Origin of the sequence: Enterococcus sp. HY326 (genome assembly GCF_026157065.1) — a bacterium.
In the GTDB taxonomy this organism is placed as follows: domain Bacteria; phylum Bacillota; class Bacilli; order Lactobacillales; family Enterococcaceae; genus HY326.
Genome location: NZ_JANLGQ010000003.1, coordinates 434,974 through 457,300 on the forward strand (window position 1 = coordinate 434,974; position 22,327 = coordinate 457,300).

Here is a 22,327-nt window from a genome sequence, read left to right on the forward strand (position 1 = left end):
AATCAAAATTTGTTAATATTATTCCTGTTAATTTGCTTCATTCACTACTAGTTCTTTTAGAAAATCCACAACTTCCTTATTTGAAAAATGTCGCACTTATTTGCACTATGAAAAATATTTTTTCTCAGTAAACAATAGGGTCGCCAAAAACCAAAGAATGGCTGCGGCAACCCTATTTTAGCAATACTAATTAAATTAAGCACGTTTTTGATTGGCATCTGAGGTATCAAAAGGGCGCACAAAGTCTTCAATTTCTTGACGTTTTGGTTCTAAAAATGGCGGCAATGAAAGAATTTCACCGGCGTGTTCATAAGTTTCATCTTCTAGGAAGCCAGGGCCGTCGGTTGCCAATTCAAACAAGACACCAGGTGCGGCCATAAAGTATTCTGATTCAAAATAGAAGCGTTCAACAAAGCCTGAGTTTGGAAATTCCAATTCATTGATTTTTTGAATCCAAAATTGTAGGGCTTCAACATCGGCTACCCGCAAAGCTAAATGATGAACATTACCAAAGCCTTCGCCGGCTAATGGCAGGTCTTCCCGATGCTCCACAATAATGGTAGCACCATTGCCGCCTTCGCCAATTTCAAATTGATAAAAATCACCGTCTTGGCCGGTTGCTTTAAAGCCTAAAACATCTTCTAAAACTAGACGCATGTGTTTAAGATTTTGGACAGTGACGAAAGCTGGTCCTAAGCCAATGATTGAATGTTCTGCTGGCACATTTGAATTTTTCCAAGGAGTTCCGCCAGCTACACCGACATTTTTTTCATCGGAAATTAATTGGTAGCGTTGGTTATCGAAGTCTTCAAATTCAAAATATTTTTTCCGGAAGCGTTCTTTAACTTCACCGTGTTCTACATTTTTTTCATTGAAACGATTGAGCCAATATTCTAATGAGGCATCGCTAGGTACTCTAAAGGAAGTCCGAGAAATTGTATTCGTGCCTTTCGTGCCTTTAGGAATATTTGGAAAGTCAAAAAACGTCATATCAGTGCCGGCAGAACCAGCGTCATCGGTAAAATACAAATGATAAGTTGCAATATCATCTTGGTTGACCGTTTTTTTAATCATCCGCAGCCCTAAAATATCAGTAAAGAAGCGATAAATTTTTTCGGCACTGCTAGTCATTGCTGTTACATGGTGTAATCCTCTAATTTGTGTATCCATTTTAAAATTCCTCCTGAGTTGTTTTAAGGTGCCCACTTTGAGTTGCCTCAACCAGAACCTGTTCTTACTAAAAGTAAGTATAAAGGTTTTTACTCTTTTTGACAAACAAATAGGCTTTGACAAATTTTTTTGGATAGCAAATAATAAAGGCAACAATCTATTTGGAAAATTAAGGAGCTGGAGCAATGACGATTAAACGGATTTTTTTTGATTTAGACGGTACCTTGACGGATTCAAGCGAAGGGATTTTCAATTCGGTGCGTTATGCCATAAAGAAATTTGATTATCCAGAGCCAAGCTTGACTGAATTGCGGGGCTATGTTGGCCCACCTCTGCTAGCGTCTTTTATGGAAAACTATCAGCTGACTGAAGCGCAAGGGCAGGAAATGGTTCAGGCCTATCGGGAATATTATACCGATCAAGGAATGAAGGAATTATTTGTTTATCAGGGAATTCCCGAAGTCTTAGCACAATTAAAAGAAAATTATCAGCTATCGGTTGCCACCTCCAAGCCCGAAATTTTTGCCAAGCAAATTATTCAGACAACTGACTTGGCCAAGTATTTCTCTGGAATTTTTGGGGCAGACTTAGAAAGTCAGCGGGTCGCAAAGGCCGATGTTATCCACTATGGCTTAGCTGAATTAGGCCAAACAAATCCAAAGGAAGTTATCATGGTAGGTGATCGCTCCCATGATATTCTGGGGGCTGGAGAAAATAATATGTCAGCAGTCGGTGTTCTTTATGGCTTTGGCGACCTGGAAGAACTAAGTTCAGCCGGAGCAAAATGGTTAGCTGAAAAACCAACAGATTTAATTGGAATTTTTCAAAAATTTAGTTAGTTCACTAGCAAACCAAAATGCCCCTCAACTAAGTTAATGGTTGAAGGGCATTTTATTTGGTTCAATAACTGGAATTTTGGTTTTCACATTTAAGATGGCTAAGATAGTAGCGGGGAGTGACAGAGCTTCAAAAATTTGAATCTTCTAAAAGAAACTTGTAGTTTTTTTGAAATTATTTCAGGAGTCCTTTTTTAAATGCGAGCTAAATAAAAATGCTTTAGAACTGAACGACTCCCTAGTGCAAACCATTGCTGGCTTTTCATTTTTCTTTAAAATCATTTTTCAATTTCTTTAATCACCCGAGCTGGATTGCCACCGAGAACGACATTGTCTGGGAATGATTTTGTCACAACAGCGCCAGCTGCTACTACAACATTGTTACCTAAAGTAACACCAGGCACGATGATGGCGCCGCCACCAATCCAGACATTGTCGCCAATAGTTATGGCTTTGGTAAATTCAATCCCATCGTTGCGCTCCTGCGGATTTAACGGGTGAGCCGCAGTATATAACTGCACGTTTGGGGCGAGCATGCAATTGTCACCAATCGTAATCGGACCACCATCTAAAAATGTACAATTAAAATTGGCGTAAAAATTTTCTCCCACATGAATATTATAGCCATAGTCAAAGGCAACATTGGCTTCAACATGGACAGCGCCTTTTGAGCTACCAAAGGCTTCTTTGACAAGCTGGTTGCGCAAAGCTTCATTTTTTTCACTGTTGATGGCGGCCATTTTTTCTTTGGCCTTTTGTCGATCGACCACTAGGGTTGTCTCCCACGCTTCATAAAATTCACCAGAAATCATCTTTTCTTTTTCAGTTTTCATTTTATTCCTCCAATTTTTATTAGTTTTATTATAGCGGAATAGTGTGAGGACGGGATGATTTTTTTGACGATAGACAGTCAAAACCAACGTGTCTGTATCGCTATACCTCTTACTAAGTTAATTTGCTGAGAATGAGCTTTGTAACGCCAACAGCTGAAATACTGGAAAACCAATTTTAAAATTTGCTGAATTTTTTAGAATAGTTTCGAGAGCTACTTCGCTGATACTTGTTTGGTACCTGGCTTTCAATAAAAATTTTCAAGAAAAAAAACCTGCGAGGATTTAGCTAAAAACTAAATCCCCGCAAGTATTGAGTAGAATAAAAATTAAACTAACTTTTTTTAAAGGTTTTCCCAGAATTATTTGCTCTTAGGTTTAACAGGAAACCAAACTTGGAATTCGGCATTCTGAGGGTCTGCATTTAAATAGACTTCAATGTCTGGTAGATTGGCATACTCATAGCCTGAGGTTGGCAGCCATTCGGTGTAAATTCTTTTTTGCAGTTCTTGAATGGAAGTCGGCATCGTACCCGTACCAGAAAAAACAGCCCATGTAGCTGCTGGAATCTCAAAGGATTTAAAATCAGCAACTTTTTGATCAGTGGCAACTCCAATGACATACTCCCATTTTTCTGCATTCATTTCAGTCATGTAACTAACACCTAAAACTCCCGGCACATCTTGGCCCATCAAAGGAAAAAGTTTTTCCAGTGCGCCTGCTTGACTAGTTTCATTCCAAAATTCAGGAATGAGTCGCTGACTTTTCTCCATGTCTTTGTCTAAGGTCAAACTTGGCCCCGTGACGGTAAAACTTGATTTTTCGATGATTTGATATTCCATTTTTTCGACTCCTCTGATTTGGATGGCAAAATTTAACTGGGGATAACTCACTAAAACGGCTCCGTTTTGTTTAGCGGCCTGCGGGGTGATGCCGTGAATACTTTTGAAGGCCCGATTAAAAGCAGTCGGGGAATCGTAGCCGTATTTCAATGCAACATCGATTACTTTGGCGCCGTGCTGCAAATCGACACCAGCCAGACTCATTTTGCGCCGCCGCAAATATTCTCCTAAAGAAACATCCGCCATATAAGAAAACATCCGCTGATAATGATAAGTCGAACAGCGGGCAATCTTGGCTGCCTCATCAATCGAGACTGTTTCCGTTAGATTTTCTTCCAAATAAGCTAAACTTAAATTTAGTTGTGTTAACCAATCCATTTTGCCACCTCAGTTATTTACCAATCGTTTTGGTATGTCTATAGTTTAAAGGTTGTGAAAAAACTTTACCTCTTTATTTTGACACAGGTTTTAGGAGCTTTTCAAGTAGGAAAAGCCTTCAGGTGAGAAAATCTTTGTGAAAAATATGTAAGGCCTTGTGAAATTTCCAATAAAACGTGTTTTTAGTAGAAAAGTACCTTAATGTCTGATAGAATATAAACGTTGGTTGGACAAGGTCCGACAAAAAACAAAGTTTATTTAAAACTAGGAGGAATATTATTATGCCAGTAGTATCAGGAGCTGAATTTTTACAAGCTGCTCGTAAAGGTGGATATGCCGTAGGTGGATTTAACACCAACAACTTAGAATGGACGCAAGCGATTTTGAAAGCTGCGGAAGCTAAGAAAACACCTGTTTTAATCCAAACTTCAATGGGTGCTGCTAAATATATGGGCGGCTACAAATTGGCTAAAGACTTAGTAACTGATTTAGTTGAATCAATGAACATCACTGTTCCAGTTGCGATTCACTTAGATCACGGTGACTACGAAGCTGCTTTAGAATGTATCGAAGTTGGCTACACTTCAGTTATGTTCGATGGTTCTCATTTACCATTCGAAGAAAACTTGAAATTAGCTAAAGATGTTGTAGAAAAAGCTCACGCTAAAGGCGTTTCTGTAGAATGTGAAGTTGGTTCTATCGGCGGTGAAGAAGATGGTATCATCGGCGCTGGTGAATTAGCAGATATCGAAGAATGTAAACAAATGGTCGCAACTGGTATCGACTACTTAGCATGTGGTATCGGTAATATCCACGGTGTTTACCCTGCAAACTGGAAAGGTTTAGCATTTGACCACTTACAAGCAATTGCTGATGCAGTTGGTCATGATGTACCTCTAGTATTACACGGTGGCTCAGGTATTCCTAAAGAACAAATCCAAAAAGCAATTTCAATGGGTGTCTCTAAAGTTAACGTGAATACTGAATTCCAATTATCATTTGCTAAAGCTACTCGTGAATACATTGAAGCTGGCAAAGATTTAGAAGGCAAAGGCTTTGACCCTCGTAAATTATTAGCACCAGGTGTTGCAGCAATCGTTAAAGATGCTGAAGAACATATCGACTGGTTCGGTTCTGCTGGTAAAGCATAATTAAATTTTCGATGAATAAAAAAACTGTCCAGTGATGGGCAGTTTTTTATTTTGAATTAAACTGTTGAAATAAATTTTCGCCGCTTACAATACTGGAAATAAGTTTTTGCTGATCGATTACGGGGATGTTTTGCCGCTCTAAAAAAGCGGCAAATTGCGGTAAGAATTCCTTCACAGGCATCTCCAAATTTAAAGGAAATTTTTTATCGCCACTAATCAAAGACAGCGTGAAGCTATCTGGCCCAAAGTCAAAGGGTGAAGTACGGATTTTTCGCCGGTAAAGCAAGGTGACTTCTTGGAGATTTTGGTACCCAATGAAATTTATCTCAGGTTTTTGTTTAAGCAGTTGTTTGATTTTTCCTAACGGCTTTTTTGAATAGGTAGCCACAGAAATGCCACTTTGTTCAATAACCCAATAGTCAGTGAAAGCTATTGGTAGCATCAGAAGCAAGAGTACCACGAGAGCAATCAAAAAATTCATCAAGAAATTGCCGACCATCTGACTGATAATAAGCGCAAAAAGCAGACAATAACCAATTAGCAGCAGGCTATTTTGTTTTTGATAGCGTTTACCGATGCGATACGGCTTTTTAAAAAAAGGGCTGCCTTGCACTAGCTCATCTATTGAGATATTGTATAAATCTGACAGCGCCAATAAATTATCCACATTCGGAACAGATTGCCCCAACTCCCATTTCGAAACAGCTTGCGTTGTAACAAAAAGTTTTGTGGCGACTTGCTGCTGGGTCAAACAATTTTGTTTGCGATAATTTTTTAATAGTTGACTAAGCTCCATAAAATCCCCTCCCTACAAGTTTAGCTTACTATTTTCTTTTAAAATCAACAATCAACTAGCAGTTGTAACGGGTATATTCTTCAAAAAACCAGCAATTCTCGCCGCTGCATATCATCCTAAATAGAAATATGGTAAGATAAAAAGGGTTTCAACTAGAAAAAATAAATATAGGTGACTTATATATGAAAAAATTAGTAATCAACGGCGGTCGGCCTTTATCAGGTGAAGTAACCGTCAGCGGCGCTAAAAACAGTGCCGTCGCATTAATCCCCGCTGCTATCCTTGCTGACTCTCCGGTAATTTTAGATGGTGTCCCCGACATTCAAGATGTGCATTCCCTTATTGAAATTTTAGAAATCATGGGTGCTGAAGTCACCTTTGAAAATAATCAAATGACGATTGACCCCCGTGGCTTAGTTTCAATTCCAATGCCCAGCGGAAAAATTAACAGCTTGCGGGCATCCTATTATTTTATGGGCTCTTTGTTAGGAAAGTTTGGTGAAGCAGTGGTTGGACTACCTGGCGGCTGTTATTTAGGACCACGGCCAATTGATTTGCACATTAAGGGCTTTGAAGCTTTAGGCGCTGCTGTCAGCAATGAACATGGTGCGATGTATTTGCGGACTAAAGCAGCTGGTTTAAACGGAACACGTATTTTTATGGATATGGTATCGATTGGCGCTACAATCAATGTGATGCTGGCTGCAGTGAAAGCAGAAGGCAAAACAATTATTGAAAATGCTGCTAGAGAACCAGAAATTATCGATGTGGCGACCCTGCTAAATAATATGGGGGCCAACATTCGTGGAGCAGGTACGGATATTATTCGGATTGAAGGCGTCAAAGAGTTGCACGGTTGCCGCCATTCAATTATTCCCGATCGCATTGAAGCGGGAACTTATTTGTCGATGGCCGCTGTGATGGGTGCGGGTGAAGGCATTGTGGTGAAAAATGTCATTTTTGAACATTTGGAAAGTTTTATTGCGAAGCTGCAGGAAATTGGTGTCCATATGGAAATTTCTGAGGATGCGATTAAAGTGTTTCCAACGGAAGAATTACAGGCAGTCAGTGTCAAAACTTTCCCTTATCCCGGCTTTGCTACCGATTTGCAACAACCGATTACGCCACTTTTATTAAAAGCGCAGGGGCGGGGAGAAATTTTGGATACCATTTATTCTAAACGTGTGAATCATGTGCAGGAATTAGCCCGGATGGGAGCCAATATTTCAGTCAAAGAAAATTTAATTGTCACAGAAGGTCCTTCCGAGTTGCAGGGGGCTGAAGTGGTTGCTTCTGATTTACGAGCTGGTGCTTGCTTGGTGATTGCCGGCTTGATGGCGAGCGGTACGACGACGATTTACAACGTGGAATATATTTTAAGAGGTTATGATCACATTGTTGAGAAATTAACCAATCTTGGTGCGGATATCAAGATGATTGAGGAAGAGGAAAAAGCATGAGCGATTATTTAACAATGGCAGAGCTTGAAAATAAAACTCTGAAGGAGATTTATACCTATGCTAAGGAATTTAAAATTCCTTATTATAGTCAAATGAACAAAAAAGAATTGGCGCTGGCTGTCATTCGGGCCCAAGCGGAAAATCAGGGCTTCTTTTATATGGAGGGCGTCTTGGATATTGTCGGTCAAGAGGGGTATGGTTTTTTACGGCCGATTAATTACGGCCCCAGCCAAGAAGATATTTATATTTCTTCCTCACAAATTCGCCGCTTTGGTTTAAGAAACGGCGATAAAGTCGCCGGCAAAGCGCGGCCACCGAAGGAATCAGAACGCTATTACGGCTTGATGCATGTTGAATCAGTTAACGGTAAAGACCCAGAAGAAGCGAAGGAACGGCCACATTTTCCAGCGCTCACGCCATTGTATCCAGATCGCCAATTAATTTTAGAAACGACGGCTGGCCGTTTATCAACTAGAATGATTGATATGTTTGCGCCGGTCGGCTTTGGTCAACGGGGCTTAATTGTAGCGCCACCAAAAGCGGGTAAGACAACGGTCTTAAAAGAAATTGCCAATGGGATTACAGAAAATAATCCCGATGTGGAATTAATTTTACTGTTGATTGATGAACGTCCGGAAGAAGTGACGGATTTAGAGCGCAGTGTTAAAGGCGATGTCGTGTCTTCCACCTTTGACCAACAGCCGCAAAATCATACCCGCGTTTCGGAATTAGTTTTAGAGCGGGCGATGCGTTTAGTCGAGGACAAACGCGACGTCGTGATTTTGATGGATAGTATTACCCGCTTAGGGCGAGCATATAATTTGGTGATTCCGCCAAGTGGTCGAACTTTAAGCGGCGGGATTGATCCCGCGGCGTTGTACAAACCGAAAAAATTCTTTGGAGCGGCCCGCAATGTTGAAGAGGGCGGCAGCCTGACTATTTTGGCGACGGCTTTAGTGGATACTGGTAGCCGGATGGATGACATTATCTACGAAGAATTTAAAGGAACCGGTAACCAAGAATTGCATCTGTCCCGTGATTTAGCAGAGCGCCGGATTTTCCCAGCAATTGATATTAAGAAATCCGGTACGAGAAAAGAAGAATTGTTAATGTCAGCGGGTCAATTGGAGGAAACGTGGAAGCTGCGGAATCAAATGAGCGGCGATTCTTTAGAATATACCGACCAACTAATTCGCTTCTTAAAGAAAACCAAAAATAACGAAGCTTTCTTAAAAGCCTTCCAAGATGTTGAATTCGGCGGCCGCAGCCCGAAAAGAAATCAAAAAAGATAATTGTCAAAGCGATTCATTCATGATATTATATGAATGTTGTTTATCGACAAATAACTCTGATTCAGCAAATGTTTCAGGGCCTAAGGAGCGTAATAAGTTATGAAACAAGAAATTCATCCAGATTACCATCCAGTCGTATTTATGGATTCTACAACAGGTTTCAAATTCTTGTCAGGTTCAACTAAATCTTCACAAGAAACTGTTGAATGGGAAGACGGCAACACTTATCCAGTGATTCGTGTCGAAGTAACTTCTGATTCTCATCCATTTTACACTGGTCGCCAAAAATTCACTCAAGCCGATGGTCGAGTGGACCGTTTCAACAAAAAATACGGTTTGGCAGACGCAAACGCAGAACAATAATCTGCACAATAAATTTTGGTATAACCAAGATGATTCGAAACCTTCCCAAATTTTGGGAAGGTTTTTTTCTGTGTTTTTGAAGAATGCTTCAACTTTATTCTTATACAACATAAATATCACTTTCTTTAGTTTGCTTAAACCAAAAGAAACACAGGCAGGAAATAAGCAAAACAAAGCTGCTGACAATCATCATGGGGATAAAGAAAGAGGTCAGGCTGTTCTTAAATAAAATCCCCATGATAAATTGCCCCACGGGAACGGCGCATTGAGCAACCGCAATGATGGTCGCCATGACTTTCCCCAGATTTTCCTTTGGCGTGATTCTTTGCACCAAAGAAATCAAGTAGATGGAGATGGCACTCATCATCATGCCGATAATTGTTCCAATAATCATAACAACGCTGTAGCCTACTCCACCGCCGAAAATGCCTAGTAATAGGTTCATGACAATCAAGAGAATTCCTGAAAAGGCGAAGGTTAGGTACAAATTATTAAAGCGTAAATTTTTCGTTAAGACGCCGGCAAAGAGGGCACCCAAAATATTGGAAAGACTGAAGACCGCCATGCCAATTCCATATAACGTATCATTGACGTTTAAAATAATTCGCAAGATGATCGGCAAGCCGACAATGAAAAACGATGAGAGGGAAAAATTAATTAATGCGGCGATAATAATGGTCTTTGAGATAACTGGATTGTTTTTCACTTCACGAAAGCCAGCCTGCAAATCTTTGAATAATGTTTTGACTATCGCTCCACTGCGTTCTTGATGGACTCGCGGAATTTTTAAGAAGCTTTCAAAGATTGCCGCTAAAATGAAAAAGAAAATACTGATACCGATTAAAAGTTGAGCGCCTAAGATACCGTATAAAATACCGCCAATAATTGGTGCAACAACATTTGATAATTGCAAAATTCCGTTTGACAGTCCGTTAATTTTCTCTAATTCATGTTCTTCGACAATTAAGGGAATACTGGCGCCAACTACTGGTGTATCAAAGCTGCCGACAATGGCTAATAAAAATAGAATGAAGCCAATTCCCCAAATTGATTCACTCCAACCGACGACTAAGAATAAGCACAGAGCTAAAATTGCATTGGCGACATCCATCAGCACCATCAAAATTTTGCGGTCAAAGCGATCGGCAATTGCCCCACCAATCGGCGCAAATAAAACCGGAATGCTGGAAATCGCCAAGACTGTCGCAAAGACATCTGCCCGTCCCGTTATATCCAAAACAAACAACGATAAGGCAAAGCGCAGAATTGCTCCGCCAAACACAGAAATAAATTGTCCTAAAATTAAATAGCTAATATTTTTTCTTTTTCCCATCCTTTTTTTCCAACTTTCTTCATTTTTAAAATAAGTTTAGAGGATGATGAGCAAAATCTCATCCGCCTTTAGTCTTATGCGCAAACGAACTTTAGTTGGAGAAGCCAATCCTCGCTAACAATAAAATCAAACGCAATGTAAAATGAACTTTACGTAAAAGAGAAATTTTGATACACTTAAAACGTAAAGTACACTTTCCGTCAGAAGGGAAGGAAGTCTATGAAAAATAATTTAGAAAAAATTCGCAAAGAGCGGGGCATCACTCAAGAGGACTTGGTGCAGGCCTTGCTAGTTTCCCGGCAAACCATTAGCTCCTTAGAAAATGGACGCTATAATCCATCGATTCTATTGGCTTTTAAACTGGCCCGTTATTTTGACGTGGCGATCGAGGATATTTTTATTTACGAGGAGGAAGAAGATGAAAGCTAAGCTGGTAAAATTAAGTGGGAGTCTGGTACTTTTTTTAGTTGGTCTATTTGGATTGCAAAGAGAAATTTGGTTGGGCTGGGGCTTACCGTATTTTTTGATTGCCTTTGGCTGTGGCCTGTTTGGTAATTATTTAGGAGCCATTTTACAGGAGCTGGCATTCAAAAAAGATGCGGTAGCAAAAAAAGCTTTTGAAATTGAAGAAAACGATGAGTGCAATGTCCAAATTGCGCTGTTAGCAAAGGCCAAAGGTTTTGATTTGATGACAATTTCACTCGGTGCTTTAATGCTGGCCTATGCCTTGATGAAGGAAAATTTGCCGATAGTGTTCTCGTTGGTGGCTGTCTACTTAGTGATTCAAGCCTACGCACTTTTTTGGTGCTTGAAATTGGCTAAAGAAATGTAAACTGCATCATCATCACTTTTTAAGAGTCTGTGACATTAGTTAGAACAGAGCCGAACTATACGAACGGTAGCTAGTGAAAACCACTAGATATGGTTCATTTGCGACGAGGACACTGGACCGCAGGAGCAAATACAATATAGTTTGGGATTTCATCTGTTAAAAAGACTAATGTCACAGGCTCTTTTTTGTTAAAATTTCACAGTATTTTTCTGACCACTCAGTTTCAAATTATTACCACTTACCGCCTTTTCAGTCACAAGGGCGGAGGAATTTTATAAACTGAGTATACGAAAAGAGGTGCTGAAGATGTTAACAGTTAATAATCTGACTAAAAATTATGGAACACTTCAAGCGGTTAAGGGAATAAATTTGGAAATAGCAGCGGGTTCCTTTGTGGCCTTTTTAGGGCCCAACGGTTCGGGAAAATCAACCACAATATCTATGCTGACTAAATTAGCCCCACCAACCGGTGGCCAAATATTATTAGACGGTCAACCCGTCAATACGAGTGACTATTATCAGCAAATTGGCGTTGTCTTTCAAAATAGTATTTTAGATGATGAGTTGACAGTTTGGGAAAATTTAACTTTGCGGGGGAAAATGAGTGGACGGGTTTCAAAGGCGAGAATTCAAGAATTATCGGAGCTTTTTCAATTGACTACCTTTGAAAAACAAAAATACGGCACCTTATCCGGTGGTCAAAAAAGGCGAGTTGATATTGCTAGAGCTTTGTTACATCAGCCCCGGATTTTATTTTTGGATGAACCAACGACCGGTTTAGATATTCAATCCCGTAAAATGATTTGGCAGCTTTTAGAAAAATTACAGCGGGAGACACAGCTGACGATTTTTTTAACCACTCATTATCTGGAAGAAGCGAATAATGCGGACTACGTTTATATTCTCAAAGAGGGTCAGATTATTGCAGAGGGGACAGCTGAAAAATTGCGACAAGTTTACACCACCAATGTTTTAGAAATCGAAACGGTAGTTCCTGAAAGAATTAGCGAAAAAATCCCTTCAGAAGTGTCCTTTGAGCAAGAGGGTCAGCTGTTGACTTTTTCTAATATTCACGTTCAAACCGCAATTGAAATTTTAACGATGAACCGTGATCAAATTAGCAATTTTCATTTTCATGAGGGCAGCATGGATGATGTCTTTTTAGCAGTAACTAAGGAGGAAACTAACGATGAGCGGATTAATTGAACGAAATTTAATGATTTATTTTAGAAATCGCAGTGGCGTAATTTTTTCAGTCTTGGGGGCCTTGATTTCATTCGTTTTGTATATTATTTTTTTGCGGGACACGATGATGGGGAACTGGACTCAAGTGGCACAAGGCGTTCAGCTATTAGATTTATGGTTGATTGGTGGAACACTGGCGGTGACGGCAATTACCAGCACTTTGGCAGGCTTAGGTCAGATGGTGGAGGACCGGGAAAGAAATGTGCTGCAGGATATTACTCTAGTTGGTTTGAAGGAAACGCAAAAAAATCTCAGCTACGTGTTGAGTGCAACTATCATTGGTAGTGTGATGCAGCTGATTTTATTGCTAATCATGTCTTGCTATTTTGTGTTGGTGGACCAAATTGAAATTCCTTTTGGTCAATTGCCAATGGTCTTACTGATAGTGCTCTTTAGTTCATTTTGTTTCAGCCTGCTCTTTTTTGCGGTGATTAGTTTTATTAAGCGCAAAAATACACTTGGAAAAATTGAAACTATTTTAGGAACGGCGGCTGGCTTTATGGCTTGCGTCTACGTACCACTAGGCTTATTGCCAGACTTTGGTCAAACTTTGATTAAAGGAACACCAGCCATTTATCTGGCAGCCTGGTATCGCCGACTTTTACTAGGCCCAACGATTGCAGATGCGGCCAACCAATTACCTGCCAACGAATTGGCGGCAGCTAAAACTTCTTTAGGAATTGAGATTGAATGGGGAAACTTTGCGGCAGCTGGCTATGAATTTGGTATACTGATAGGGATTGGTCTTTTAGGATTGCTGCTGATTGTTTTAGCAGCTAGACATAGAAAAGCTGAATTGAGTTAATCTGAGGAGAAACAACATGAAAATTGAGGTGGAATTGACAGAGCAGCTGGCAGAGGATGAATTAGAAATTTTCATCAAAGCCGCTCCCGCTAACCAGCAGGTTCAGCGGCTTGTTGCAGAATTAGAATACTTATTAGAAGAGACACCAACGGCAATTCCTTTAAAACAAAAAGAACGAATTGCCTTAGTCAAGGTTGAAACGATTGCTGTGGTCTCTGTTCAAAAAGCAGAATTGACGATTAAAACCCTGAATGGCGAATATCAAACGAAGGAACGCTTGTATCAATTTGTCGAGCGTTTGCGTAATCCGGATTTTTTACAGATTTCAAAATTTTGCGTGATTAATATCAATCAGTTGGATTATTTGGAGGATAGTTTTTCCGGAAATATGCTGGCATTTTTGAAGGGCGGCTACCAAGAGAGTGTCAGCCGCAAATACCTGCCAAATTTAATGAAAAGGCTGGGCGTGTAAATGAATAAAAAAGTAATCAATAAAATCCTGTCTCGATTTTTTGCTGGTATCATCTTTGCTAGTATCATCTTTGCCATTCTGCGTTTATTTCACATCCATACTGAGCCTTTAACGATTGGGAATGTTGTCAGTGTGTTGTTTTTAGGCGGCTGCTCCGGTCAGCTGACTGGAATTTTTGATCTGGAAATCAATTTTTCCTTTGCGCTGTTATTACATTTCCTATGTACCATGCTGCTCACAATTTTCATTTTTCTGGTAAACGGTTGGCAGGATGCTTTGCTGGAGGATGGTCTTGCTGTGTTTGGCTATTTTTTCATCAGCTACCTTTTTGTCTGGCTCGTATTAAAAATTCTGCAACGCCGTAAAATCAGTAAGATTAATCGGCGATTACAAAAAAATCGCACAGAAAAATAATTTTTAGAATTTTTTTCGTGGGACAATATACTCGCAAATAAATTTTCTGCCCCAAGAGTATATCCGCCGCCAAGTTGCTTATACTTGGCGGCTTGTTTTGATTATGGCAGACCTTGATTTTTCAAAAAATAATGAAGCTTTAAAATAAATCTTCATTAATCTAAGATTATAGGGTAAAATTAGCACTAATTAAGAGTAGCTTTTACCAAAAAAGATAGATTTTTTAGCGGAGGTAATTTAGATGAAAATTATTGCCAAAAATAAACTTGCTGACACAGAATATGAAATTTATATTGAAGATCCTCGAGTTGCCAAAAAAGCACAGGCCGGCCAGTTTGTCATTTTACGCATCAATGATTTTGGCGAAAGAGTTCCTTTAACGGTTGTAGCAACTGATCCAGAGGCCGGCTGGGTGCGGCTGATTTTTCAAGTGATTGGTAAATCCACTGCACAATTGGCAGTGCTGAACACCGGTGATGAGATTCAAGATTTTGTCGGACCTCTAGGCAAGGCCACCGAAATTAAAAATTACGGTCATGTGTTAATGGTCGGCGGCGGTGTTGGGATTGCGGCACTATTTCCAATTGTAAAAGCGCTGAAGGAAGCTGGCAATACCGTCACGACAATTTTAGGTGCAAAAACAGCTGACCTATTAATTTTAAAGGAAGAATGTAACCGTTATTCCGATAAATTGATTTTAATGACAGACGACGGTTCTCTAGGTGAAAAAGGGTTAGTCACCGATGCAATGAAAAAAGTTTTGCAAACAGAAACGATTGATTTCGGCTGGGCAATAGGTCCTAGCCCCATGATGAAGTTTGCGACGCTGACGGCGATGGATTTTGATTTGCCGATTTATGTTTCCTTAAATCCGATTATGGTAGATGGAACTGGCATGTGCGGCGGCTGTCGTGTGACGGTGGCTGATTCTGTAAAATATGCCTGCGTTGACGGTCCGGAATTTTTAGGCGCCGAAGTAGCCTGGGATGAATTTATCGCCCGGATGTCACAGTATCGCAGCGCTGAAGACACAGCCTATCAAAAATATCGAGAGCAGGTGGAGGCCCATGGCTAAAAGAAGCTACACAAAAACGCCAATGGCAGAACAAAAGGCAGAAGTCCGCAACCATAATTTTTCTGAGGTGAGCTTTGGTTATACCTTGGCGGAAGGTCAATTAGAGGCCAGTCGTTGTCTACAATGTAAAAATGCTCCCTGTATTGCCAAATGTCCCGTGGAAATTGATATTCCCGGCTTTATTAAAGCGATTGAGGATGAAAATCTAGCAGAAGCCTATAAAATTTTAAATCGTTATACCAACTTACCGGCAATTTGTGGTCGAGTTTGTCCCCAAGAAAAACAATGCGAGATGGTTTGTCGTCTCGGGCAATCGAAAAAATTTGAACCAGTGGCAATCGGCCGTTTAGAAAGATTGGTAGGAGATTGGGCGATTCAACAGCCAACAGAAAAAGTCACGCTACCAAAAACTTATAAAGGAAAAGTCGCTGTCATCGGTTCGGGACCATCAGGCTTGACCTGTGCCGGCGATTTAGCGGCCTTAGGTTTTCAAGTGACAATTTATGAAGCCTTGCATTTAGCAGGCGGCGTTTTATCTTATGGCATTCCAGCCTTTCGTCTGCCAAAAGAAGTCGTTCAAAAAGAAATTGATGGAATAAAAGCGCAAGGCGTCACCATTGAAACCAATGTTGTGGTGGGTAAGACAATTACCATGACAGAAATTATGGAGGAATTTGACGCCTGCTATCTGGCGGTTGGTGCCGGAGCGCCAAACTTTCAAGGAATTCCCGGCTCGGCATTAAAGGGAGTATATTCCTCTAGTGAATTTTTGACCCGCATTAATTTAATGCACGGCAATCAATTTCCTGATTATGATACACCTATTCAAAATTCGCAAAAAGTCGTGGTCATCGGCGGTGGTAATGTGGCGATGGATGCTGCGAGAAGCGCAAAAAGAATTGGCGCCAAGGAAGTAGCGATTGTTTATCGCCGATCCTTGGATGAACTGCCGGCCCGTTTAGAAGAATATCACCACGCGGTGGAAGAGGGCATCCAATTTTATTGGCTGACGAGCCCTACAGAATATTTAGCAGATGAAAATGGTTCCTTAAAAGGTGTTAAATGTCTGCAAATGGAACTAGGTGAACCGGATGAAAGCGGACGGCGGCGGCCCGTCGCCATTGCCGACAGCGAATTTGTGATTGAAGCTGATACGGCGATTGAAGCGATTGGTCAGGGACCAAATCGTGTTTTATTGGAAACTTATCCAGAGTTGGCCTTAAATAAATGGGGCTATGTCGACGCTGAAGAAGCGACCTGTCAAACTTCAATTCCAGGCGTTTATGCAGGCGGCGACATTGTGACTGGTGCCGCTACAGTAATCTTGGCGATGGGGGCCGGCAAAATTGCCGCCAAAGAAATTGCCAGCTACATTGAAGGAAAAAAATAATTTTTTGCAACAAAAAAAAAATAAATTAATTTCGAAACTGTAACATCAGTAAAAAATAGCTACCTTATCTGTTTGAAACTCTTTAGGGAAACAGTGCTAAAGAGGAGCAACCACTAGGCGGTTAGCTATGAATAACTGGTGAGGCAGTTTCTTTTTTTTTGAAAAATATGAATTTTCCTTAAATTATTTTTGCCTTTTTCCTCAACTAATTATCAGAAAAACTTCAAAAAAAAGCCAAGACTTTTCTCTATATTTAAAAAATGCTATTTTTTGAATATTTATAAAATGGAGGAACACGCTTTGATTGAAGTAAAAAATTTAGTGAAACGTTATGGCAATCAATTGGCCTTGGCAGATTTAAGCTTTACTGTCGAAAATGGAAAAGTTTATGGCCTGTTGGGAGCGAATGGTGCCGGTAAATCGACGACCATGAACATTATCACCGGCTACATCGGCGCAACTTCTGGCACGGTGGAAATTGACGGGTTGGATATCTTAAAAAATCCCGAGATGGTCAAAAGTAAAATCGGCTACCTGCCGGAGCAGCCACCTTTGTATTTAGATATGAAGGTGGAGGAATATTTATCCTTTTGTGGGGAATTAAAAAAAATCCCCCACAATAAACGCCTGCAAAGAATGGAAGAAGTAATTGACAAAGTCCAATTAGGCGACGTCCGTCAGCGCTTGATTAAAAATCTATCTAAAGGCTACAAACAACGGGTTGGCTTAGCTCAGGCAATCATGGGCTATCCTGAGGTTATTATTTTGGATGAGCCGACTGTCGGCTTAGACCCGCAGCAGATTATTGAAATTCGCAGTTTGATTCGAGAACTGGCTGAAGAGCACACGATAATTTTCAGTTCGCATATTTTGGCTGAGGTTCAAGAGGTCTGCGATGAATTTTTAATCATGGCCAAAGGTAAACTAGTCGTCAAAGAAACCACTGACAATATCGGCAGCTTAATGAATGCGCCACTGAGCATCGAATTAACAATTAAAACGACACCAGCTTTAGCGGAGAAGATTTTAGCCGAACTGCCTCAGATTGAGCGGGCGGATTATCAAGCGGAAAATGAGACGACTAAAATTCATTTGCAGATGAAGGATCAAACAGATATTCGTGAAGAATTATTTTTAGCCTTTGCCAAAGAACAAATTGCAATCTTGGAAATTCAGCAATCAACTACCAGCCTAGAGGATGTTTTCTTGGAATTAATTCAAGACCCAGTTGAAGCGGTAGAAGAATTAACTGGGGAAACTGCAACAGATTTAGAAACGGCAGAGAATAAAGATGAGGCAGGTGATGCAAAATGATGGCAATTTATAAACGGGAGCTGAAATCTTATTTTCAGACGATGATTGGCAATGTCTTTTTAGCTTTTTTGATTGCCTTTGTCGGCTTTTATTTTATGGTTTACAACCTCTATTATGGCTATAATTATTTTTCTTATGCGCTTGGTTCAGGGTTATTAATCATGATTATTGCCGTGCCGATTTTAACGATGAAGTCCTTTGCAGAAGAACGCCGCAGCAAAACCGACCAATTGCTGCTGACAGCGCCAGTCAAATTATGGGAAATAGTTTTAGGCAAATACCTTTCAATGATTAGTATTTTGGCGATTGCCTGTTTAATTTTTTGTATTTGTCCGATTATTATTTTGACATTAGGTTCCGCCCATTTGACCATTGATTATTTGACAATCTTCTTATTCTTTTTGATTGGTTCGTTGTACATAGCTTTAGGAATGTTGATTTCCTCTTTAACAGAGAGTCAAATTATCGCGGCTATCGGCACGATGGGAATATTATTACTGCTGTATTTTTGGAGCAGCCTGAGTGCTTATCTGCCGACGATTGGTTTTTATAATTTAATTGCAATACTTTTATTACTGGCAGTCGCAGCTTTAGTTCTGTTTTCTTATCTAGGGAGTGGCCTTTTCAGCGGCCTATTCTTTTTGGTTGCAGGCATAATTGCTGTGGTGATTTATGTGGTAAATGGAACAGCTTATGAAAGCTTGTTGAGTAATTTATTAGCAGGATTTGATTTGACCAGTATCTTGTATAACTCGGTGGACAGCAATCTCTTCAGCGTGCCAAACCTCGTCTTTTTATTGTCCTTGATTGGCTTATTTAATTTTTTGACGCTGCAAGTATTACAAAAACGGCGTTGGAGCTAGGAGGAAGCAGATGAAGAAGAAAAATAAATTATTCGCAAATAGAAGTCCTAAACGCAGTTTAAAGGAAGTGCTGCACTTATTTTCTTGGCAGTCGATTAAAAAATCCTTCCAAACAAAAAATTTCAAGCAGGGGACATACCGTGGCGGCTTAACAGTCTTGGTGATTGTTCTAGTGATGCTCGTCAATTTAATTGCCAATCAATTACCAGCCTCTGTTCAGACAATTGATTTAAGTGAGGAACAAATCATGGAGGTCTCGACAACCTCTGAAAATTTCTTGGAGAATTTGTCAGATGAGATTGATTTTGTGGTCTTAGCCAATCAATCAGAAACTGATACGACCATCAGCACCTTTATTGAAAAGTATGCTGGCCTCACAAAAAATATTTCAGTGGAGTGGATTGACCCGACGCTCCATCCTTCCGCTTTAACTGAATACAGTGCCGATGAAGATACTTTGGTGATTATCGACCAGACGACGGGAGAGTCTATGACCGTCAGCTTCAGCGAAATTTTATATTCTGGTTATGACAGCAGCTACAACACGGTAACAACCTTTGACGGCGATGGGGCAATTACCAGTGCGCTAAATGCTTTGACTAGCAATGAAGCCCAAGTTATTTACACAACGGAAGGGCATGGCGAAACGGATTTGCCGACATCAATCACCGATGCTTTTTCAAAAAATAATTATGCTACAGAGACTGTCAACACTTTGATGACTGATGAGCTGCCAACGGATGCTGATTTATTATTAATCTACGGGCCGACCACTGATTTCACAGCAGATGAAATCACTCAGCTGGAGGATTATATTGCGGCTGGTGGAAAAGTTATGGTGGTGTTAAGCGCTGATGATCCTGACCTGCCGAATTTAAGCAGTTTTATGGCGGCTTATGGTTTAGCAGAAACCGCCGGCTATGTTGCCGATACGGAACGCTCGTATCAAGGACAGCCTTATTATTTATTCCCGAATCTGACCTTAAGTGGAACTTATGCAGAAGGTATAGAAAATGAAATGGTTTTGATTTTAAATACTAAAGGCTTCACGGAAGTTGATCCGACGATTGAAAATGTTACGGTTACTTCTTTGATGGAAACTAGCTCAGGTGGCTATGATGTTACAGAGGACGATCAGGTTCAAGGCACGTATCTTTTAGGGGCAGTTGCCACGCAAACGGTGACCGCTGAAGAAGAATCGACAACTGATTCAACTAGCGAAGCTACGACAGAATCGACAACGGAGTCAACCACCGAAAGCAGCACTGAATCAACTGAAAGTAGTGATGCCGATGAAGATGCGGAGACTGAAGCAGTTTCTGACGGCATGTTGACCGTTGTCAGTAGCACAAATATGATGGATGATTCAATTTTAGCTTCTGTTTCAACAATTGAAAACAGCACGTTGTTTATGAATATGGTAACGGCTAATTTTGCTGATGTTTCCAATATTAGTATTGAAGCAAAAACTTTATCATCTAACACTAATACGGTCACAAATCCCGGCAGCTACAGTCTGTTTATGATTTTAATCATTCCACTGATTATTTTAATTGTTGGTTTTGTTATCTGGTTGAGAAGAAGAAAGGCTTAGGAGGTTATTATGCAAAAAGTTTATAAGAATCCTTATGTGATTTTAAGCGGGTTGTTAATTATCGGGATGATAATCTATATTTTTCTAGCCAATTATAATGAGGACGTTGCTGCTGAAACAGCGGCCTCCTCTGAAGCGGCGACAATTTACGTGACAGATTATGCGGACGTAACCAGCTTTAGTTATTCTGATAGCAGTGACACACTCAGTTTTGAAAAAATGGATGATGACTGGGTGGATACCAGCGTGCCGGATGTTTCTTTAAGCACCTCAACATTGGAAGTCACCGCCCAAGCAATTGGTCAGCTGACAGCAACAAAAGAATTAACGGAGGACTTGGATGATTTAGCGGCCTACGGGTTGGCTGAACCGACTTATCAAATTCAGTTTGCAACAGAAGAAGCTGAAGGAGAGATTTTAATCGGCAATACGCTAAGTGATGGCAGTTATTATGCAAAACTTGCTGACAGTGACACCATTTATGTGATTGACTCAACGCTGGTTTCTTATTTAACTTTTGATGTTAATACTTTAGTGGCGACACCAGAAGTGCCAGCATTAGACAGTGACACTGTGATTAGCGTCAGCCAAATTACTGATGGCATTTATACGGAACTAACGGCTGAAGATGATCAGACGGAAACGACGGAAAGCAGCACAACAGAAGATTCGACAACGGAATCTTCCGCAGAAACTGCGACCACTGAATCAACAGAAGCAGCAGCAACTCCTTTTAGTGATGCAGTTTCTTATTTGACATCTTTATATATTTCTAGCTCAATTAATTATCAGCCGACTGATGAGGAGTTAGTTAGCTACGGATTGTCCACAGATGCGCGAACCACCTATGAAGTGGTCTATCAAGCAGATGATGAAGAAAAAACCTTTACGATGTATATTGGTAATTTGGATAGTGAGACCGGCTATTATTATTTGCAGGTGCCAGATAATTCTGTCGTATACCAATTATCACAAACTACAGTTGAAAATTTGCTGAGCGCTTTTTCAGAGTCATAAAATAAAAATCTTAAAAGGTTTTAGAAAATGAGAAAGTCTTTGTAGTGAATTTTTTCAACGTTGAGGGAATTTCATGCTAGTAAGAATCTAAAAAAGCGTTCTCATAATTTCATCTTTGTCTAGTACAAATTATTTTGTAGACCAATTTTAAAAATAACTAAATTTTTATTGAAATTTCTAGTTAGAATGCGTACAATTATAGACATAATTAAAAATAGATGAGAATTGACTTGAAATTTTCAAATAGGTTGCTTTGAGCAGGTGCTGGTTGTTTCTCGGATAAAGGGGTTGTATCACATGGACGAAATCGATACTAAGATTGTCAATATTATTCAAGAAAACGGCCGGGTCTCCATTAAGCAGATTGCTTCAGAGTGCTTTATCTCTTCACCAGCAGCATCTGTCCGCCTACAAAATTTGGAAAATCAAGGCTTGATAAAAAACTATCAAGCCCAAATTGATTATCAGAAATTAGGCTATCTAATTAAAGCCTACATTCATTGTGCAGTAAATGCCAAAGACAAAGAAGCTTTTTACAGCTTTGTTGGCAGCGTCGCTAACGTATTGGAATGCGACTGCATTACTGGCGATTATTCCATGCAGTTGAAGGTCGTGTTTAAAACCACGATTGAGCTGGATGAATTTATCAATCAGCTGCAGCGCTTTGGCGACACAAGAACTCATATTGTTTTTTCAACACAGGTTGAATCCCGTGGACTCATCTTGGAATCAGAAAAAAATAAATTGAGCGAAAAAGTAATGTAAACTGTCTTATAAAAAAGCTATGACATTAGTTAAAACAGAAGCGAACTTCACGAACAATTTTTAGCAACAACGACTAAGAATTGTCAATTT

General features: G+C 40.1%; 22 protein-coding genes and 1 pseudogene. 18 read left to right on the forward strand and 5 right to left on the reverse strand.

What is annotated here, in order from left to right:
• Positions 1-195: 195 nt before the first annotated feature.
• Positions 196-1,170 (reverse strand): ring-cleaving dioxygenase, encoded by a 975-nt coding sequence (locus ORH16_RS09875; protein WP_265458451.1) that lies wholly within the window; start codon positions 1,168-1,170, stop codon positions 196-198.
• A 185-nt stretch (positions 1,171-1,355) separates the two neighbouring features.
• Between ORH16_RS09875 and ORH16_RS09880 the strand changes: the two genes are divergently transcribed.
• Positions 1,356-2,009 (forward strand): HAD hydrolase-like protein, encoded by a 654-nt coding sequence (locus ORH16_RS09880; protein ID WP_265458453.1) that lies wholly within the window; start codon positions 1,356-1,358, stop codon positions 2,007-2,009.
• Positions 2,010-2,287: 278 nt separating this feature from the next.
• Here the strand turns inward: ORH16_RS09880 and ORH16_RS09885 are convergent.
• Together ORH16_RS09885 and ORH16_RS09890 are read right to left on the reverse strand one after the other, a co-directional pair.
• Positions 2,288-2,839, reverse strand: a pseudogene (locus tag ORH16_RS09885) (sugar O-acetyltransferase); the annotation flags it as partial.
• A 359-nt stretch (positions 2,840-3,198) separates the two neighbouring features.
• Positions 3,199-4,056: an AraC family transcriptional regulator gene (locus ORH16_RS09890; protein ID WP_265458457.1), complete on the reverse strand. Its 858-nt coding sequence runs from the start codon at positions 4,054-4,056 to the stop codon at positions 3,199-3,201.
• A gap of 281 nt (positions 4,057-4,337) precedes the next feature.
• Here ORH16_RS09890 and ORH16_RS09895 point away from each other — a divergent pair, with 281 nt between their 5' ends.
• Positions 4,338-5,207, forward strand: coding sequence for a class II fructose-bisphosphate aldolase (locus ORH16_RS09895; RefSeq protein WP_265458459.1), 870 nt, complete (start codon positions 4,338-4,340; stop codon positions 5,205-5,207).
• Between the two features lie 46 nt (positions 5,208-5,253).
• Here the strand turns inward: ORH16_RS09895 and ORH16_RS09900 are convergent, their stop codons facing one another.
• The gene (locus ORH16_RS09900; protein WP_265458461.1) at positions 5,254-6,003 is read right to left on the reverse strand and encodes a helix-turn-helix domain-containing protein; all 750 of its coding nucleotides are present in this window, start codon (positions 6,001-6,003) and stop codon (positions 5,254-5,256) included.
• Between the two features lie 182 nt (positions 6,004-6,185).
• On the opposite strand from ORH16_RS09900, the gene ORH16_RS09905 reads away from it, so the two are divergent.
• From ORH16_RS09905 to ORH16_RS09915, 3 genes are all read left to right on the forward strand, one after another.
• The gene (locus tag ORH16_RS09905) at positions 6,186-7,463 is read left to right on the forward strand and encodes a UDP-N-acetylglucosamine 1-carboxyvinyltransferase (RefSeq protein ID WP_265458462.1); all 1,278 of its coding nucleotides are present in this window, start codon (positions 6,186-6,188) and stop codon (positions 7,461-7,463) included.
• On the forward strand, positions 7,460-8,755 hold the full coding sequence (rho, locus tag ORH16_RS09910; protein ID WP_265458464.1) for a transcription termination factor Rho: 1,296 nt from the start codon (positions 7,460-7,462) through the stop codon (positions 8,753-8,755). Before ORH16_RS09905 ends, rho begins: the two co-directional genes overlap by 4 nt.
• Before the next feature lie 99 nt (positions 8,756-8,854).
• Entirely contained in the window at positions 8,855-9,118 is a 264-nt protein-coding gene (locus ORH16_RS09915; protein ID WP_265458465.1) for a type B 50S ribosomal protein L31, read from the forward strand.
• Between the two features lie 100 nt (positions 9,119-9,218).
• On the opposite strand, the gene ORH16_RS09920 is transcribed toward ORH16_RS09915, so the two are convergent.
• On the reverse strand, positions 9,219-10,451 hold the full coding sequence (locus ORH16_RS09920) for an MFS transporter (RefSeq protein ID WP_265458467.1): 1,233 nt from the start codon (positions 10,449-10,451) through the stop codon (positions 9,219-9,221).
• Positions 10,452-10,670: 219 nt separating this feature from the next.
• Between ORH16_RS09920 and ORH16_RS09925 the strand changes: the two genes are divergently transcribed.
• From ORH16_RS09925 to ORH16_RS09985, 13 genes are all read left to right on the forward strand, one after another.
• On the forward strand, positions 10,671-10,880 hold the full coding sequence (locus ORH16_RS09925) for a helix-turn-helix transcriptional regulator (RefSeq protein WP_265458469.1): 210 nt from the start codon (positions 10,671-10,673) through the stop codon (positions 10,878-10,880).
• Positions 10,870-11,283: a hypothetical protein gene (locus tag ORH16_RS09930; protein WP_265458471.1), complete on the forward strand. Its 414-nt coding sequence runs from the start codon at positions 10,870-10,872 to the stop codon at positions 11,281-11,283. Before ORH16_RS09925 ends, ORH16_RS09930 begins: the two co-directional genes overlap by 11 nt.
• Positions 11,284-11,589: 306 nt before the next feature.
• The gene (locus tag ORH16_RS09935) at positions 11,590-12,489 is read left to right on the forward strand and encodes an ABC transporter ATP-binding protein (RefSeq protein ID WP_265458472.1); all 900 of its coding nucleotides are present in this window, start codon (positions 11,590-11,592) and stop codon (positions 12,487-12,489) included.
• Positions 12,473-13,333, forward strand: coding sequence for an ABC transporter permease (locus ORH16_RS09940; RefSeq protein WP_265458474.1), 861 nt, complete (start codon positions 12,473-12,475; stop codon positions 13,331-13,333). The genes ORH16_RS09935 and ORH16_RS09940 overlap by 17 nt, the downstream gene beginning before the upstream one ends.
• A gap of 16 nt (positions 13,334-13,349) precedes the next feature.
• Entirely contained in the window at positions 13,350-13,805 is a 456-nt protein-coding gene (locus ORH16_RS09945; protein WP_265458476.1) for a LytTR family DNA-binding domain-containing protein, read from the forward strand.
• The gene (locus ORH16_RS09950; protein WP_265458478.1) at positions 13,806-14,219 is read left to right on the forward strand and encodes a DUF3021 family protein; all 414 of its coding nucleotides are present in this window, start codon (positions 13,806-13,808) and stop codon (positions 14,217-14,219) included.
• Positions 14,220-14,460: 241 nt separating this feature from the next.
• On the forward strand, positions 14,461-15,294 hold the full coding sequence (locus ORH16_RS09955; RefSeq protein ID WP_265458480.1) for a sulfide/dihydroorotate dehydrogenase-like FAD/NAD-binding protein: 834 nt from the start codon (positions 14,461-14,463) through the stop codon (positions 15,292-15,294).
• The gene (gene gltA / locus ORH16_RS09960) at positions 15,287-16,684 is read left to right on the forward strand and encodes an NADPH-dependent glutamate synthase (protein WP_265458482.1); all 1,398 of its coding nucleotides are present in this window, start codon (positions 15,287-15,289) and stop codon (positions 16,682-16,684) included. Before ORH16_RS09955 ends, gltA begins: the two co-directional genes overlap by 8 nt.
• A 300-nt stretch (positions 16,685-16,984) precedes the next feature.
• The gene (locus tag ORH16_RS09965; protein ID WP_265458483.1) at positions 16,985-17,998 is read left to right on the forward strand and encodes an ABC transporter ATP-binding protein; all 1,014 of its coding nucleotides are present in this window, start codon (positions 16,985-16,987) and stop codon (positions 17,996-17,998) included.
• Positions 17,995-18,861 carry an ABC transporter permease gene (locus ORH16_RS09970; protein ID WP_265458485.1) on the forward strand — a complete coding sequence of 289 codons (867 nt, stop codon included), beginning with the start codon at positions 17,995-17,997 and terminating at the stop codon, positions 18,859-18,861. The genes ORH16_RS09965 and ORH16_RS09970 overlap by 4 nt, the downstream gene beginning before the upstream one ends.
• 10 nt (positions 18,862-18,871) lie before the next feature.
• Entirely contained in the window at positions 18,872-20,455 is a 1,584-nt protein-coding gene (locus ORH16_RS09975; RefSeq protein WP_265458487.1) for a Gldg family protein, read from the forward strand.
• Between the two features lie 9 nt (positions 20,456-20,464).
• Positions 20,465-21,472 carry a DUF4340 domain-containing protein gene (locus ORH16_RS09980; RefSeq protein WP_265458489.1) on the forward strand — a complete coding sequence of 336 codons (1,008 nt, stop codon included), beginning with the start codon at positions 20,465-20,467 and terminating at the stop codon, positions 21,470-21,472.
• Between the two features lie 297 nt (positions 21,473-21,769).
• Complete coding sequence (locus ORH16_RS09985; RefSeq protein ID WP_265458491.1) at positions 21,770-22,237, forward strand: Lrp/AsnC family transcriptional regulator; 468 nt, start codon at positions 21,770-21,772, stop codon at positions 22,235-22,237.
• The last annotated feature ends 90 nt before the right edge of the window (positions 22,238-22,327 follow it).

Coding starts and splice junctions, on each gene's coding strand:
- ORH16_RS09915 (WP_265458465.1), top strand. CDS start 8,855: ATGAAACAAGAAATTCATCCAGATTACCATCCAGTCGTATTTATGGAT.
- ORH16_RS09950 (WP_265458478.1), top strand. CDS start 13,806: ATGAATAAAAAAGTAATCAATAAAATCCTGTCTCGATTTTTTGCTGGT.
- gltA (WP_265458482.1), top strand. CDS start 15,287: ATGGCTAAAAGAAGCTACACAAAAACGCCAATGGCAGAACAAAAGGCA.
- ORH16_RS09930 (WP_265458471.1), top strand. CDS start 10,870: ATGAAAGCTAAGCTGGTAAAATTAAGTGGGAGTCTGGTACTTTTTTTA.
- ORH16_RS09905 (WP_265458462.1), top strand. CDS start 6,186: ATGAAAAAATTAGTAATCAACGGCGGTCGGCCTTTATCAGGTGAAGTA.
- ORH16_RS09920 (WP_265458467.1), bottom strand. CDS start 10,451: ATGGGAAAAAGAAAAAATATTAGCTATTTAATTTTAGGACAATTTATT.
- ORH16_RS09980 (WP_265458489.1), top strand. CDS start 20,465: ATGCAAAAAGTTTATAAGAATCCTTATGTGATTTTAAGCGGGTTGTTA.
- ORH16_RS09925 (WP_265458469.1), top strand. CDS start 10,671: ATGAAAAATAATTTAGAAAAAATTCGCAAAGAGCGGGGCATCACTCAA.
- rho (WP_265458464.1), top strand. CDS start 7,460: ATGAGCGATTATTTAACAATGGCAGAGCTTGAAAATAAAACTCTGAAG.
- ORH16_RS09900 (WP_265458461.1), bottom strand. CDS start 6,003: ATGGAGCTTAGTCAACTATTAAAAAATTATCGCAAACAAAATTGTTTG.
- ORH16_RS09945 (WP_265458476.1), top strand. CDS start 13,350: ATGAAAATTGAGGTGGAATTGACAGAGCAGCTGGCAGAGGATGAATTA.
- ORH16_RS09895 (WP_265458459.1), top strand. CDS start 4,338: ATGCCAGTAGTATCAGGAGCTGAATTTTTACAAGCTGCTCGTAAAGGT.
- ORH16_RS09975 (WP_265458487.1), top strand. CDS start 18,872: ATGAAGAAGAAAAATAAATTATTCGCAAATAGAAGTCCTAAACGCAGT.
- ORH16_RS09875 (WP_265458451.1), bottom strand. CDS start 1,170: ATGGATACACAAATTAGAGGATTACACCATGTAACAGCAATGACTAGC.
- ORH16_RS09890 (WP_265458457.1), bottom strand. CDS start 4,056: ATGGATTGGTTAACACAACTAAATTTAAGTTTAGCTTATTTGGAAGAA.
- ORH16_RS09880 (WP_265458453.1), top strand. CDS start 1,356: ATGACGATTAAACGGATTTTTTTTGATTTAGACGGTACCTTGACGGAT.
- ORH16_RS09985 (WP_265458491.1), top strand. CDS start 21,770: ATGGACGAAATCGATACTAAGATTGTCAATATTATTCAAGAAAACGGC.
- ORH16_RS09955 (WP_265458480.1), top strand. CDS start 14,461: ATGAAAATTATTGCCAAAAATAAACTTGCTGACACAGAATATGAAATT.
- ORH16_RS09940 (WP_265458474.1), top strand. CDS start 12,473: ATGAGCGGATTAATTGAACGAAATTTAATGATTTATTTTAGAAATCGC.
- ORH16_RS09970 (WP_265458485.1), top strand. CDS start 17,995: ATGATGGCAATTTATAAACGGGAGCTGAAATCTTATTTTCAGACGATG.
- ORH16_RS09935 (WP_265458472.1), top strand. CDS start 11,590: ATGTTAACAGTTAATAATCTGACTAAAAATTATGGAACACTTCAAGCG.